A 12,710-nucleotide genomic window follows, 5' to 3' on the forward strand; every position below is an offset into this window, starting at 1 on the left:
CGCAAACCTCCTCGGGTCTCAGGCGTATTCCAGCGCGGTGTCACAGGCGTGAAGAATGTCCTCGACACCAGGCATGTACAGCTGTTCCAGCCGGTACAGCGGCGGCGGGATGTCCGGGGCGGTAACGCGCTGGATCGGCGCATGCAGGTCGAGCAAGGCCCGTTCGTAAAGGCTGGCGGCGATCTCGGCGCCGACCCCGCAGGAACGCGGCGCCTCGTGAACAATCACACAGCGGCCAGTCTTGCGCACCGATGCTTCCAGAGTGTCGAGGTCCAGTGGCTTGATGCACGCCACATCAATGACTTCCGCCGACACCCCGCGCTCGGCCAGCGCCTGGGCGGCCTGCAGGGTCTCATGCACACTGGCGCCCCAACTCACCAGGGTGATATCGCTGCCCTCACGCAGGGTGAAGCAAGTGTCCAGAGGCAGGCGTTTGCCGTCATCGACCAGTGCTTGCGGGTTCATGCGATAGAGCCGGGTCGGCTCCAGAAAAATTACCGGGTCCGGGTCGTCGATAGCGGCCAGCAGCAGCCCGTAAGCGCGAGCCGGCGAAGAAGGAATCACCACGCGTAGACCGGGAATGTGCGCAAACAGCGCCTCGGTGCTTTCACTATGGTGTTCCGGGGCACGAATACCCGCGCCCATTGGCGCACGCAGCACCATCGGGCAGGTCAGCCGGCCACGGGTACGGTTGCGCAGCCGGCTGGCATGGGACACCAGATGTTCCATGGCCGCATAGATAAAGCCCAGAAACTGGATTTCCAGCACCGGCTTGAGGCCCTGCGCCGCCATGCCCACGGCCAGACCGCCAAGCATGGTTTCGGCCAGCGGCGAGTCGATCACGCGCTTGAAGCCAAAGCTCTCGCGCAGCCCTTGTGTGGCACGGAACACCCCGCCATTGACCCCGACATCTTCGCCCAGCACCACAATGTTTTCGTCTTCTGACATGGCCCGGTGCAAGGCCAGGTTGACCGCTTCGAGCAAGGTGATTTTTTCATTACTCATGGTGTTCGCCTCCGCCACGCCGTGCGACCCGCTCCAGGAACCACTCACGCTGCTCGGCCAAGGCTGCCGGCCAGCGGGCATAGACGTGGTCCATCGCCGAAATGGCAGGTTGCAGCTCATGCGCCTCATAAGCATTGACCGCCTCCTGGATCAGCGCCTGGCACTCGCTGACCAGCGCCTGCTCACGGCCTTCGTCCCAGATGCCCTGGACGGCCATGAAACTCTGCAGACGCTTGATCGGCTCTTCGTTCCAGGCCTGGCGCACTTCATCAGCCGAACGGTAACGGGTGGCATCGTCGGCCGTGGTGTGGTCACCCAACCGATAACTCAGGCATTCCAGCACCACCGGGCCCTTGCCCTTGCGCGCCCGGTCGAGCGCCACCTGCATACGGTCGTAGACCGCGAGGATGTCGTTGCCATCGACCTGTTCACCCTGAAAGCCGGCGCCTATGGCCTTTTGCGCCAGGGTCGGTGCGCCGCACTGAATGCGCCGCGGCACAGAGATCGCCCACTGGTTGTTATTGATCACGAACACCACCGGCAACTGCCAGGCGCCAGCCACATTAAGCGCTTCTAGAAAGTCGCCCTTGCTGGTCGCGCCGTCACCACAGGTGGTGACCGCCACTCGATGCTCGCCACGCACCTTGAAGGCGCTGGCCACGCCACAGGCATGCAGCGCCTGGGTCGCAATCGGCACGCACAGCGGAAAGTCCTGGGCGACGCTGGGCTCGGCGTAGGCGCTACCGCGCTCGTCACCGCCCCAATACAGCAAAATCTCATCCATGCGCACCCCGCGCATCAGTTGCACGGCGGTGTCGCGGTAGTAAGGCACCAGCACGTCTTCGCCGCGCATCAGGCTGCCAATGGCCACGCCGATGGCTTCCTGACCAAGACACGGGGCAAAGGTGCCGATCCGGCCAGTGCGTTGCAAAGCGATGGTTTTCTGATCGAACAGCCGGGTCAGGACCATCTGCCGATGGAGGCGGGTCAGCAGATTGAAGTCGTCAGCCCAGGCGGGTAAAGGGGCAGTCAGTTGGCCGTCGGGGGCCAGGTAGCGGGTGTACGCCAGCTCACTCTTGTTATTGGACATTGCCTACTCCAGACACGCAGGTCATGCGTGATAGTCGTGGTTCGCGGCTTGTGGCTGCATGGAACCGTCGACAGCACCGGGTAATGGCGCCAGCCGACACTCATAAGGTGTTATGCCAAGGCCTGAGTGCTGCGCGCTTGGGAATCGGCATAGACCTATGTCAATCGTAGTCCGGTTCGGAAAATATGCGCGCTGGTGCTTGCGTCGAGATCCGCACGAGGCCTGATTCAGCGCACAACTTTTGAAAGCATTTAAACGCCGTGCTGAATGCATCTGGCGCTGGACGAATATTGACCAGAGGACTAAAACAGAGGCGTGTCTGCAAACAATCACTGGGGGAACGGTCATGACGCCACGCCAACACTGCCTGAGGTGTTTGCAACGGACCCCGCCTGCGGTGTTCGAAGCCGCGCTATGGATCGGCGCCGAACACGACCCGGCGTTTCTCCCCGCCCATATCAATGACGATATGGATCATCTGCTGCACGACATCAGCGTTGCATTGCCGGCGTTGCCGGCGGCAGAACTTGCCCAGCCACTGCTGCGTGAAATGAGCCATCTGGGCTTTCAGCGTGACGAATGGAACCCGCCCAAAGCCGAGTCTGCCCTGCTGCACCGGATCATCCAGCGGCGTCGCGGTCAGCCCTTGGGTATCGCCCTGATCGCAATGGAAATCGCACGACGCTTGAACATCGAGCTCGAAGGGGTGAATTTTCCCGGACACTTCCTGCTGCGCGTGCCGGGTGCCGATCATGTACTCGACCCATGCAATGGCCGACGCCTGTATCCCAAAGATTGCCGTGAGCTGCTGGTCCGCCAGTTCGGCCCGGACATGCCGCTGCGCGCCGAACACATGATGCGCGCCAGCCCTTTGAGCCTGTTACAGCGCATGTCACGCAACCTGCGTCACCTGCATCAGATCAACGACGACTTTCTGGCCTCGCTGATGGATGCCAACCGGATCATGGAACTGGGCCAGGCGACCAGCAGCGACCACATGGCCCGCGCCAGCCTGTACCAGACCCTCGACTGCCCGCAGGCCGAACGCTTCGACCTGGAACACGCCCTGCTGCTCAGCGAAGACCCGTTGCAACGCCTGCGGCTGACCGAGCGTCTGAGCCAGCTGCCGGCCAGCCGCTTGCATTAAGGCGCCTTGGCATTGCGCGTCACCGGCCTCGTGCCGTTGCGCTCCTGTGCCTTGATCTTGACCATCTCCGGGCTATCGCCGGACTCGGCAAACACCCGCAGGTTCTGGACGATGTGAATGGTGCGGATGTAATCGGGCAACAGCGCCTCGGCATAGCGATCACCCCAGAGTGTTTTCTCCTTCATCTCGACGATGCGCTGGGCCAGAAACTCCAGAGCATTGATCGGCTGATCGGCATTGATCACCTTGCCATTCTTGTCGAACTCCGCCCCGGCGCGGCTCATCAGGTCGGCAGTCAGGTTGTCGATCAGCCCGAACTTGTACAACACCATGCCGGCTTTGCTGAGCTCTTTGGGAGTGATCTGTTCAGGATTGAAGTCCTTGAACAGCGGCTTCATTCGTTGCCGCTCCATGGCCGGGGTATTGAGTGCAATCGCGTTTTCACCGATTTCACGTAGTACCTGTTGGGCCTGTTCAGAAGAAACAACAGGGGCCGTTTCACGTGCCTTGGGCGTTCTGATCTCGACTTGCGGCATTTCACCCCATATGGAACTCACCATGAGAGCACTCCTGATCGCTAAAAGGATTCTCCTGTACTATCGACGCTTAGTACTTTTCGTGAACGCCACTTTTAAAATCAAGACCGTACGTACAGCCCCGCCAGAAACTTCCCACGCAAAAACCCAGCCCACAATAAAAACCACCTGAACACGAAGCATGCCAAGTCTTTTGATAAGCACTGCACAACATCTAAAATCGAAGAATATTCCTACTAAATCTTCAGAGAGCGGACTACAACATTTTTTCGGAGAATATGTTTAAAGATAAATTATCTCTCGACGCAAATAATTGCGTTGATCTATGCCCCGCCCACTGATGGGCCTACAGCGCGAATAAAAAACAAGGCATAAAAATGAAAAAAGCACTGTTCATCACATTGATTCTCGCATCGACTTACGGCCACGCCGCCCAAGACCGCATTGAAAAAGTCGCCAATCCCGGACAAATCAACATTGTAAAGGACGGTAGTAGCGTCTCTCTCTTTTACATTCGGGTTTCAGACTTCCCGAAAGGAGTCGGAAGCAAGCCCAAAAAACTGAGCAAGATCGAGTGGCACACAACTCATTACCCGGAAAACCTGAATGAAAAGGTCGAGATTTGCTATTACCCACACGGCAGTACAACGGTAGAACTCTGTGAAAATATTAGCCCCAATGCCTCTGACCATACCGAAATCTTCAACCAGCATGTCTTTGACTACTACTCTCGAGCAATGATCAGACACAAGATAAAGGGAGGAAAAAAACCTGGGCGACCTGCCGGACAAGACAAAATTGTTTTCCATTATACCTATTGACTCACCCCGAGGCCCGGTAGCTTTACCGGGCTTCATTCACAAGTAGTGCCACCAAAAATCTCACAAGGGTGCTCCCTTCATCAATGAGTAATCACAATGATAAGAATCAATGGCGATACCTCATCCGTCACCCGAACAACATCGCAGCCAGTGCCCACAAGCTCTGATACCGGAAATATAGAGAAATTCGAACGCTCGCCCCATGAATCAAATACTTTCTCAAGTCTCGCCCAACAACTGAGTGCAGCGGCCACGCACGCTTTAAACCGAGAGAGCCGCCTCACAAACGATGAGGTAAAAGCCGAATCTCATCGTTTAGTTTTACAACTAACTGACCGTAATGACCCAGGCCACCAAACCAGATCAGTGGACGGGATGACTGCCACACTATCGGAGCAAGCGCGTCGAGCAGTAAATTTTCTTGCCGGCAAAGGCAGTAATCCGTTTCAGGGTCTACCCAACAGCAGCCTGACACTGATTATCTGGGACGACAGCCAGACGTTCAGCCTGAGTGAGCGCAAGGCTGCCTGGCAAGAATACAAAGCGTTGCAAGGTGCGCAGCAGCAAACGTTCGTGCGCGCGGCACAAATGGAACTGAGCGTACACGGCCGGATTGGTGACACGACACGCCAGGCGCAGAATCACTTCAGACAACTGTCGGCCATGGCGCAAGCACAATACCCGGAAGATTATGCCCAGCGTCTGGAGTCGATTGGCAGTCAGAAGAACCTTTCAGATAAGCTTGAGCACGATAAGACGGACACTGGCCGCTTAATCGAGCAGATGTTCACATCAGACCGTTCTGAGCCAAAAACAACTGAAATCTCAGCGACCGTGGATACATCTGGAAAGTCAGCTAATGCGCAGCAAAAAACTGGCTATCAAACGTTGATATTGCGTCTGTATGGCAATTTTGAACATCCATTGATCGAGCCCGGCCAGCGCAGAAGCGAAGTCAATATGCGGCGTGGCACCTATGACTTTCTGACCAAAGAAGATCGTACCCTAGTAGCCGATATGTATGAGTACAGTCAGCGACAAGGCGTCGATCTAAAGTTTGTCGATGACTTGGCCTATGACCTCGCGGAGTATCGACAGTTGGACAATGGCCGGGTTTTGATCAACCAGAATCACATTAACAAATTTGATCGTGATGGGTATCGGATTTCATTCAGCCACAACAAAGAAAATGCTCTGACAATCAAAAACATCCTGAACAGCACTCATTTCAAAAGCACTCGTCTTGATAAGGGTTTTCTAAAATTCGCATTTGATCCCGGCTTCCAGCCTTACAGCAACGGCAGTGATCTGCAGTTCATGGCACAGATGATCAACCACTTTTCAGCGCAAGGCACTGAACATGACCAGCTCGATCGCCGTTTCGAGAAATATGATCGGGATCCGCGTATCAAAGACAAGATCGTACACAGGTCCAGCACCGTTCAGCGCCAACCGTTACCGGAGCCCGACTACGCCCATAACAACGGCGTCTGGACCATCACGCCCAAAGGCAAAGCCGCCGGCTACGTCATGGATCCGCTGACCGGCACTCCCATGCTGGCCAAGCCGAGTGCCAACGCTGAAAGCAAGCCCGGCCATGTTCTAGACGGCTTTTTCGACACTGCAAGCAACAAGCGCAGCCTGCTGACCCCCTTCAACCTGTGGTTCATGAAATACAAACTGCAGGGCCGGGTACGCAGGCCCTGAGTCTGGAGCAGGCCCGCCGTCAGGCGAGTTTGCCAATCAGCTCAGCCAGCCAAGGCTCGGCGTCGGTGTCCGGGGTGACGCTCTCACTGGCATCCAGGCGCAGCATAGGCTGCACCTCATTGACGCCCAACTCGCCAAACAACTCGCGCAGTTGTTCGCCACCGCCACAGAACGTGTCGTCGTAGGCGCTGTCACCCAGCGCGATCACTGCGCCCGGCAGGCCGCGCAGGCTGGCGGGCAGTTCATCGCGCAGCTGGTAGTACAGATCCTGGATATTGTCGGGCAGTTCACCCATGCCGGTGGTGGAGGTCACCGCTAACAACGCCTGAGGGGCAAAGCCCAGCAGTTCGGCCTGGGTCAGGCGCGAATTGAGCAGCACTTCGTGGCCGGCACTGCGCAGCAGGCCGCTGGCATGCCGGGCAACGTCTTCTGCTGCGCCGAAGACAGAACCGCAAAGGATGGCAATTTTCATAAGTAGTCCCATGACCCGGTAAAAATTCAGGCATTATGCACCATCACGTCGGCCTGTTTGTTCAGCCAGGATGCAAAGCATGACTTGCCGACTTTAATGATGAGCACCGGGCCTGCGTTCTGACGTACGGTCAGCCCCCTCAAAACCATGTGATCCGGGCCTGAGCCAGAATCGCCGGTGCTTTACGACCAACGGTATGAACATTACCGGGAATCAATGGTCTCCTTACACAATTGCGGACTCGTCCGAGCTTCGATATGAACCCTGACGCCTTACTGACGCAGGATGAACTGGATTTCATCCTGGACATGCAGCACAACCCGAAACTCAATGTGCGTGACAACACGCGCAATTTGATGATGAACGGTGGTGCCCAGATTCAGGAACTGTTGGCGCGCTTGGCGGCGAGCGAGCAGGTGACCATTCAGGCGCAGTTCAATAACCAGCAGATGACCTTCCCGCTTCATCTTGTGGAGGACGAGTTCCATGCCTTGCACCTTGAGCTGGGCACGCCGAGTATCTACGAAGAAGGCCCGCAGATTCGCCCATGGCGTCTGATATTGCCCAAACCACAGCCGCTGGAAACCGAGGATGGTGCGCTGACGGCCCTGTGGATACACGAAATATCCTTTAAAGGCGTACTACTGGAGCAGCGCCGCCCCGGTGATTTCCCCCAGCGTTTTTCAGCCTGGTTCGCCCCTGATGATTACGAGCCGATACCACTGCGCGGCCGTTTCGAACGCCTGACCGAAAATGGCATGGCAGCCTATCGGCTGAGCCAGAGCAATCCGTTGCATGCCGAGCGCCTGCGCCAGTACATGCTTCATGAGCATCGCAAGGCCAATCCCGACCTGCACGCCTGAACATACCTTGGGCGCGAACTCAGCCGACCCAAACTCCCTCTGGATTGTTTTGCAAATTCAGGAATAATCCTTGCTTGCTTTCAAGCGAAGCCGTCGCGGTTCCACCACCCCGGAGCCATGACTTGTGCGCGTCCCTACCCGGGAGGCTCATGCATCTATTGGAGATACACAATGTCTACTGCTCCCGTCACCTTGATGGTGGCCCGCCGTGTGACCCACGGTCGCTATCAGGAGTTAATCGCCTGGCTGCATGAAGGCGAACGCCTGGCCACTGATTTTCCCGGTTACCTCGGCTCTGGGGTGTTGGCACCGCCACCGGGCGATGATCAATTTCAGATGATATTCCGCTTCACCGACGCGCAGACCATGCACGCCTGGGAGCATTCGGCGTCACGACGCGCCTGGTTGGTGCGCGGCAGCGGCCTGTTCGACAGTCCATCGGAGCAGCGCGCCAACGGTATCGCCGGCTGGTTTGGCAGCGCCGGTACACGCCCGCCGCGCTGGAAACAGGCCGTGGCCATCTGGCTGGCATTTTTCCCAGTGTCGCTGCTGTTCAATTATGTTCTCGGACCGCTGCTGAGCCAGCTTGAACTGATGCCACGCATCATGCTCAGCACCCTGATCCTTACACCGTTAATGGTCTATCTGTTCATTCCACTGTCGACCCGCCTGCTGTCCAGCTGGCTCAATGACAGCCCGCAGCGCAGCAATCGCGCCGGATCGACGGCTCCGCACTGAGAGACCACCCACCACGCCTGGAGGCGGCACAGCCCTCCAGGACGTGCAAGCCTGCCCCGCAGGTTGTACAGCGCACGGCATTGGTATAACTTCGCTCGTTACACCAGTTTCCAACCTGTACGCAGATGTGATCCTTGTATCTCATCCTGCTGCGCAGATCTGACTCCGTGAGCTGTCCATGGCCTCCACTGCACCGATACTGATCACCGGCGCCAGCCAGCGCGTCGGCCTGCACTGTGCGCAGCGCCTGCTCGAAGAAGGTCAGGCGGTGATCATCAGTTACAGAACGCCACGACCTGCAGTCGAGCAGTTGCGTGCGGCAGGGGCTGTTACCCTGCACGCCGATTTTTCGTCGCAGACCGGCATCATGGCGTTTATCGACACCCTGAAGCAGCACACCGACTGCCTGCGGGCCATTGTGCATAACGCTTCAGAGTGGCTGGCCGAAACACCGGGGGACGAGGCCGAGGTCTTCACCCGGATGTTCAACATTCACATGCTCGCGCCCTACCTGATCAACCTGCATGGAGCCAGGCTTTTGCAACGCAGTGCGGTCGCCGACATCGTGCATATCAGCGATGACGTGACCCGCAAAGGCAGCAGCAAGCACACTGCTTACTGCGCCAGCAAGGCTGGCCTGGAAAGCCTGACCCTGTCGTTCGCCGCGCGCCTGGCGCCGCAGATCAAGGTCAACGGCATTGCCCCGGCGCTGCTGATGTTCCAACCCGATGACGACGCGGCATACCGCGCCCAGACCCTGGCCAAGTCGGCCCTGGGCATCGAGCCTGGCCCGGAGGTGATCTATCAGAGCCTGCGCTACCTGCTCGACACGCCCTACGTGACCGGCACCACCCTGACCGTAAACGGCGGACGGCATCTCAAGTAAGCCGCCCCGAGGACCCTGAAATGAGCGAACCCCTGTCACAGCAGTACCGAGACATTCTCGTGGGCCTGGGCGAAGATCCACAGCGTGAAGGCCTGCTCGATACCCCCAAGCGGGCCGCCAAGGCCATGCAGTACCTCTGCCACGGCTACAATCAGAGCCTGGACGAAATCATCAATGGCGCGCTGTTTGCCTCGGACAACGACGAGATGGTGATCGTCAAGGACATCGAGCTGTACTCGTTGTGTGAACACCACCTGCTGCCCTTCATCGGCAAAGCTCATGTGGCCTATATTCCCACCGGCAAGGTCCTGGGCCTGTCGAAGATCGCCCGGGTGGTGGATATGTTCGCCCGCCGCCTGCAGATCCAGGAAAACCTGACCCGACAAATCGCCGAAGCCATCCAGAGCGTCACCCAGGCCGCCGGTGTGGCGGTGGTGGTCGAAGCGCAGCACATGTGCATGATGATGCGCGGTGTCGAGAAACAGAATTCACTGATGAACACTTCAGTCATGCTCGGTGCATTCCGTGAGTCGAGCACCACGCGCATGGAGTTTCTGCAACTGATCGGACGGAGCAAGGGCTGATGGCGAAACTGGAACCAGGCACCGCGCGCATCCGGGTCAAGGACCTGCGCCTGCGCACATTCATCGGCATCAACGAAGACGAGATTCTCAACAAGCAGGACGTGCTGATCAACCTGACGATCTGCTACCCGGCCCAGCAGGCGGTGCGCGACAACGACATCGATCACGCGCTGAATTACCGCACCATCACCAAGGCAATCATCCAGCACGTCGAAGGCAATCGCTTCGCCCTGCTCGAACGCCTGACCCAGGAAGTCCTGGATCTGGTGATGAGTAATGAAGCGGTGACCTACGCCGAGGTTGAAGTCGACAAACCTCACGCCCTGCGTTTTGCCGAGTCGGTGTCGATCACCCTCTCTGGCCAGCGCTGATATCATCGCGCGCTTCAACGGAGCCCATCATGACCGAGCCACAATTGACCGAACAGCAACGCCTGGAACTCGAAGCGGCCGCCTTTCGCCGCCTGGTTGCCCATCTGGACAGCCGCAAGGACGTGCAGAACATCGACCTGATGAACCTCTCGGGTTTTTGCCGCAACTGCCTGTCGAAGTGGTACAAGGCCGCCGCTGACGAGCGCAGCATCGAGGTCAGCCTCGACGACGCCCGCGAGGTGGTCTACGGCATGCCGTACAACGAGTGGAAATCGCTTTACCAGAAACAAGCCAGTGCCGAGCAACTTGCGGCCTTCAAGGAACCCAAGCATGACTGATCTGAACACCCTGCGCGCCAGCCTGCGCAGCGGCCAACACGCATTCGCAGAGACCCTGGCATTCATTGCCGAAGGCTACGACTACCAGCCACAGGCCTTCCGCAACGGCGAGGTGGAAAACGCTGCCGGGCAGAACGAGGGTTCGTGCAAGACCCTGGGCCTGGCCCTGCTTGAAGGGCTGAGCGACGAAGAAGCCCTGCTGGCCTTCGGCGAACACTATCGCTCGGTACAGGCCACTCCTGAAGGCAGCGACCACGGCAATATTCGCGCCCTGATTGCCCATGGCCTGGCCGGCGTGAAGTTCGAAGCCCAACCGCTCAAGCGCAAAGCCTGATCTGCGCCGCTAAAGCGGCTCTTACGGGCGCGCAAGGCACAAAAAAACCGGCTATCGAAGCCGGTTTTTTTGTGGGTCAGACGCAATCAGAACGAGGCGTTGGCCAGGCCGTCCAGGTAGCGTTCGACGTCCAGGGCCGCCATGCAGCCGGCACCGGCCGAGGTGATCGCCTGACGGTACACGTGGTCAGCCACGTCGCCCGCCGCGAACACACCCTCGACACTGGTCGCCGTGGCATTGCCTTCACGGCCGCCATTGACCACCATGTAGCCGTCCTTGAGCGCCAGTTGGCCTTCGAACAGCGAGGTGTTCGGTGTGTGGCCGATGGCGATGAACACACCGTCAACCTTCACATCTTCCTGACTGCCGTCGTTGTTCTTCAAGCGCGCACCGGTCACGCCCATGTTGTCGCCCAGCACTTCGTCCAGGGTCGCGTTGAGCTTGAGTTCGATCTTGCCCTCGGCGACGCGGGCGTGCAGCTTGTCGATCAGAATCTTCTCGGCGCGGAAGGTGTCGCGGCGGTGTACCAGCGTGACCTTGCTGGCGATGTTGGCCAGGTACAGGGCTTCTTCCACAGCGGTATTGCCACCGCCGACCACCGCCACTGGCTTGTTGCGGTAGAAGAAACCATCACAGGTCGCACAGGCCGAAACGCCCTTGCCCATGAATGCTTCTTCGGACGGCAGGCCCAGGTAGCGGGCGCTGGCACCGGTGGCGATGATCAGCGCGTCGCAGGTATAGGTGCCGCTGTCGCCCTTGAGGCTGAACGGTTTGCCGGCCAGGTCCACAGAGTTGATGTGGTCGAAGACGATCTCGGTCTCGAAGCGCTCGGCGTGCTCACGCATACGCTCCATCAGCGCCGGGCCGGTCAGGCCGTGGGGGTCGCCCGGCCAGTTGTCGACTTCAGTGGTGGTGGTCAGCTGACCGCCTGCCTGCATGCCGGTGATCAGCAGCGGCTTGAGGTTGGCACGGGCGGCGTAGACCGCAGCACTGTAACCGGCAGGGCCGGAGCCGAGGATAATCACTCGGGAATGACGGACATCGGACATGACACACTCCTGTCGACCGGCCACTAACGCCGGAGTTGCAACGATTGAACGGGTGGGGCCCCGCAACGCATGCGCTGCCCCTGAATTCGGTTGGCCGCAACCGGGGTCACGGCCAGAGGGCCTTACAGGCCTTTGGCGTTCGAAGCCAGGTAATCAGCAACGCCCTGGGCGTCTGCTTTCATGCCTTTCTGGCCTGGGCGCCAGCCGGCCGGGCAAACTTCGCCGTGCTCTTCGGTGAACTGCAGGGCTTCGACCAGACGGACCATTTCGTCGACGTCACGGCCCAGTGGCAGGTTGTTGACCACCTGGTGCTGAACCACACCGGACTTGTCGATCAGGAACGAAGCGCGCAGGGCCACGCCAGCGTCGTGCTCGATGCCGTAGGCGCGAGTGATCTCGTGCTTGACGTCAGCGACCATCGTGAACTCGACTTCGCCAATGCCGCCCTTCTCGACCGGCGTGCTGCGCCAGGCGTGGTGAGTGAACTGCGAGTCGATGGAAACGCCGACCACTTCAACACCCAGCTCGCGAAAGCGCGCAATGCGGTTGTTGTGGGCAATGATTTCCGAAGGGCAAACGAAGGTGAAGTCCAGCGGCCAGAAGAACAGCACCACGTATTTGCCACGCAGCGAAGACAGCTTGAAGCTGTCGACGATCGAACCGTCGCCCAGCACTGCTGCGGCATCGAAATCAGGGGCTTGCTTGTTTACCAGTACGCTCATGGATGACTCCAGTCAGAAATGGAAAAGGATAGGTGAGGAAATTGGTC

At 58.7% G+C, this 12,710-nt stretch carries 16 protein-coding genes; 10 read left to right on the forward strand and 6 right to left on the reverse strand.

The features are described 5' to 3' along the window. Positions 1–18: 18 nt before the first annotated feature. Positions 19–1,005, reverse strand: a complete 987-nt coding sequence (locus tag NRB16_RS22995) for an alpha-ketoacid dehydrogenase subunit beta (protein WP_045483037.1) — start codon at positions 1,003–1,005, stop codon at positions 19–21. Next, the gene (pdhA, locus tag NRB16_RS23000) at positions 998–2,095 is read right to left on the reverse strand and encodes a pyruvate dehydrogenase (acetyl-transferring) E1 component subunit alpha (protein WP_257107023.1); all 1,098 of its coding nucleotides are present in this window, start codon (positions 2,093–2,095) and stop codon (positions 998–1,000) included. The genes NRB16_RS22995 and pdhA overlap by 8 nt, the downstream gene beginning before the upstream one ends. A 346-nt stretch (positions 2,096–2,441) precedes the next feature. On the opposite strand from pdhA, the gene NRB16_RS23005 reads away from it, so the two are divergent. After that, entirely contained in the window at positions 2,442–3,242 is an 801-nt protein-coding gene (locus tag NRB16_RS23005) for a SirB1 family protein (RefSeq protein WP_257107024.1), read from the forward strand. Here the strand turns inward: NRB16_RS23005 and NRB16_RS23010 are convergent. Next, positions 3,239–3,802, reverse strand: coding sequence for a hypothetical protein (locus tag NRB16_RS23010; RefSeq protein WP_253111763.1), 564 nt, complete (start codon positions 3,800–3,802; stop codon positions 3,239–3,241). The genes NRB16_RS23005 and NRB16_RS23010 overlap by 4 nt on opposite strands. A 353-nt stretch (positions 3,803–4,155) precedes the next feature. Between NRB16_RS23010 and NRB16_RS23015 the strand changes: the two genes are divergently transcribed. Together NRB16_RS23015 and NRB16_RS23020 are read left to right on the forward strand one after the other, a co-directional pair. Then, positions 4,156–4,599, forward strand: coding sequence for a hypothetical protein (locus tag NRB16_RS23015; RefSeq protein WP_257107025.1), 444 nt, complete (start codon positions 4,156–4,158; stop codon positions 4,597–4,599). 96 nt (positions 4,600–4,695) lie between these two features. Beyond that, positions 4,696–6,306 (forward strand): hypothetical protein, encoded by a 1,611-nt coding sequence (locus NRB16_RS23020; protein ID WP_257107026.1) that lies wholly within the window; start codon positions 4,696–4,698, stop codon positions 6,304–6,306. Positions 6,307–6,325: 19 nt separating this feature from the next. On the opposite strand, the gene NRB16_RS23025 is transcribed toward NRB16_RS23020, so the two are convergent. Further along, positions 6,326–6,778 carry a flavodoxin gene (locus NRB16_RS23025; protein ID WP_045483048.1) on the reverse strand — a complete coding sequence of 151 codons (453 nt, stop codon included), beginning with the start codon at positions 6,776–6,778 and terminating at the stop codon, positions 6,326–6,328. Between the two features lie 257 nt (positions 6,779–7,035). Here NRB16_RS23025 and NRB16_RS23030 point away from each other — a divergent pair, with 257 nt between their 5' ends. From NRB16_RS23030 to NRB16_RS23060, 7 genes are all read left to right on the forward strand, one after another. Next, positions 7,036–7,641: a hypothetical protein gene (locus tag NRB16_RS23030; protein WP_045483051.1), complete on the forward strand. Its 606-nt coding sequence runs from the start codon at positions 7,036–7,038 to the stop codon at positions 7,639–7,641. Positions 7,642–7,812: 171 nt separating this feature from the next. Then, positions 7,813–8,379 carry an antibiotic biosynthesis monooxygenase gene (locus tag NRB16_RS23035; RefSeq protein ID WP_253111759.1) on the forward strand — a complete coding sequence of 189 codons (567 nt, stop codon included), beginning with the start codon at positions 7,813–7,815 and terminating at the stop codon, positions 8,377–8,379. 178 nt (positions 8,380–8,557) lie between these two features. Next, on the forward strand, positions 8,558–9,265 hold the full coding sequence (folM, locus tag NRB16_RS23040; RefSeq protein ID WP_045483056.1) for a dihydromonapterin reductase: 708 nt from the start codon (positions 8,558–8,560) through the stop codon (positions 9,263–9,265). 20 nt (positions 9,266–9,285) lie between these two features. Continuing rightward, a complete protein-coding gene (gene folE, locus NRB16_RS23045; RefSeq protein WP_045483060.1) occupies positions 9,286–9,849 on the forward strand; it encodes a GTP cyclohydrolase I FolE in 564 nt (187 codons plus the stop codon). Beyond that, a complete protein-coding gene (folX, locus tag NRB16_RS23050) occupies positions 9,849–10,220 on the forward strand; it encodes a dihydroneopterin triphosphate 2'-epimerase (protein ID WP_045483063.1) in 372 nt (123 codons plus the stop codon). Before folE ends, folX begins: the two co-directional genes overlap by 1 nt. A gap of 29 nt (positions 10,221–10,249) precedes the next feature. After that, positions 10,250–10,558, forward strand: coding sequence for a DUF1244 domain-containing protein (locus tag NRB16_RS23055; RefSeq protein WP_373568499.1), 309 nt, complete (start codon positions 10,250–10,252; stop codon positions 10,556–10,558). Beyond that, on the forward strand, positions 10,551–10,892 hold the full coding sequence (locus NRB16_RS23060) for a HopJ type III effector protein (protein ID WP_253111757.1): 342 nt from the start codon (positions 10,551–10,553) through the stop codon (positions 10,890–10,892). Before NRB16_RS23055 ends, NRB16_RS23060 begins: the two co-directional genes overlap by 8 nt. An 86-nt stretch (positions 10,893–10,978) precedes the next feature. On the opposite strand, the gene trxB is transcribed toward NRB16_RS23060, so the two are convergent. Together trxB and NRB16_RS23070 are read right to left on the reverse strand one after the other, a co-directional pair. Then, a complete protein-coding gene (gene trxB / locus NRB16_RS23065; RefSeq protein WP_045483069.1) occupies positions 10,979–11,941 on the reverse strand; it encodes a thioredoxin-disulfide reductase in 963 nt (320 codons plus the stop codon). Positions 11,942–12,063: 122 nt separating this feature from the next. Continuing rightward, the gene (locus tag NRB16_RS23070) at positions 12,064–12,663 is read right to left on the reverse strand and encodes a peroxiredoxin (protein WP_045483072.1); all 600 of its coding nucleotides are present in this window, start codon (positions 12,661–12,663) and stop codon (positions 12,064–12,066) included. Positions 12,664–12,710 lie beyond the last annotated feature (47 nt).

The organism is Pseudomonas sp. LJDD11, from assembly GCF_024584215.1.
Taxonomy (GTDB): Bacteria; Pseudomonadota; Gammaproteobacteria; order Pseudomonadales; family Pseudomonadaceae; genus Aquipseudomonas.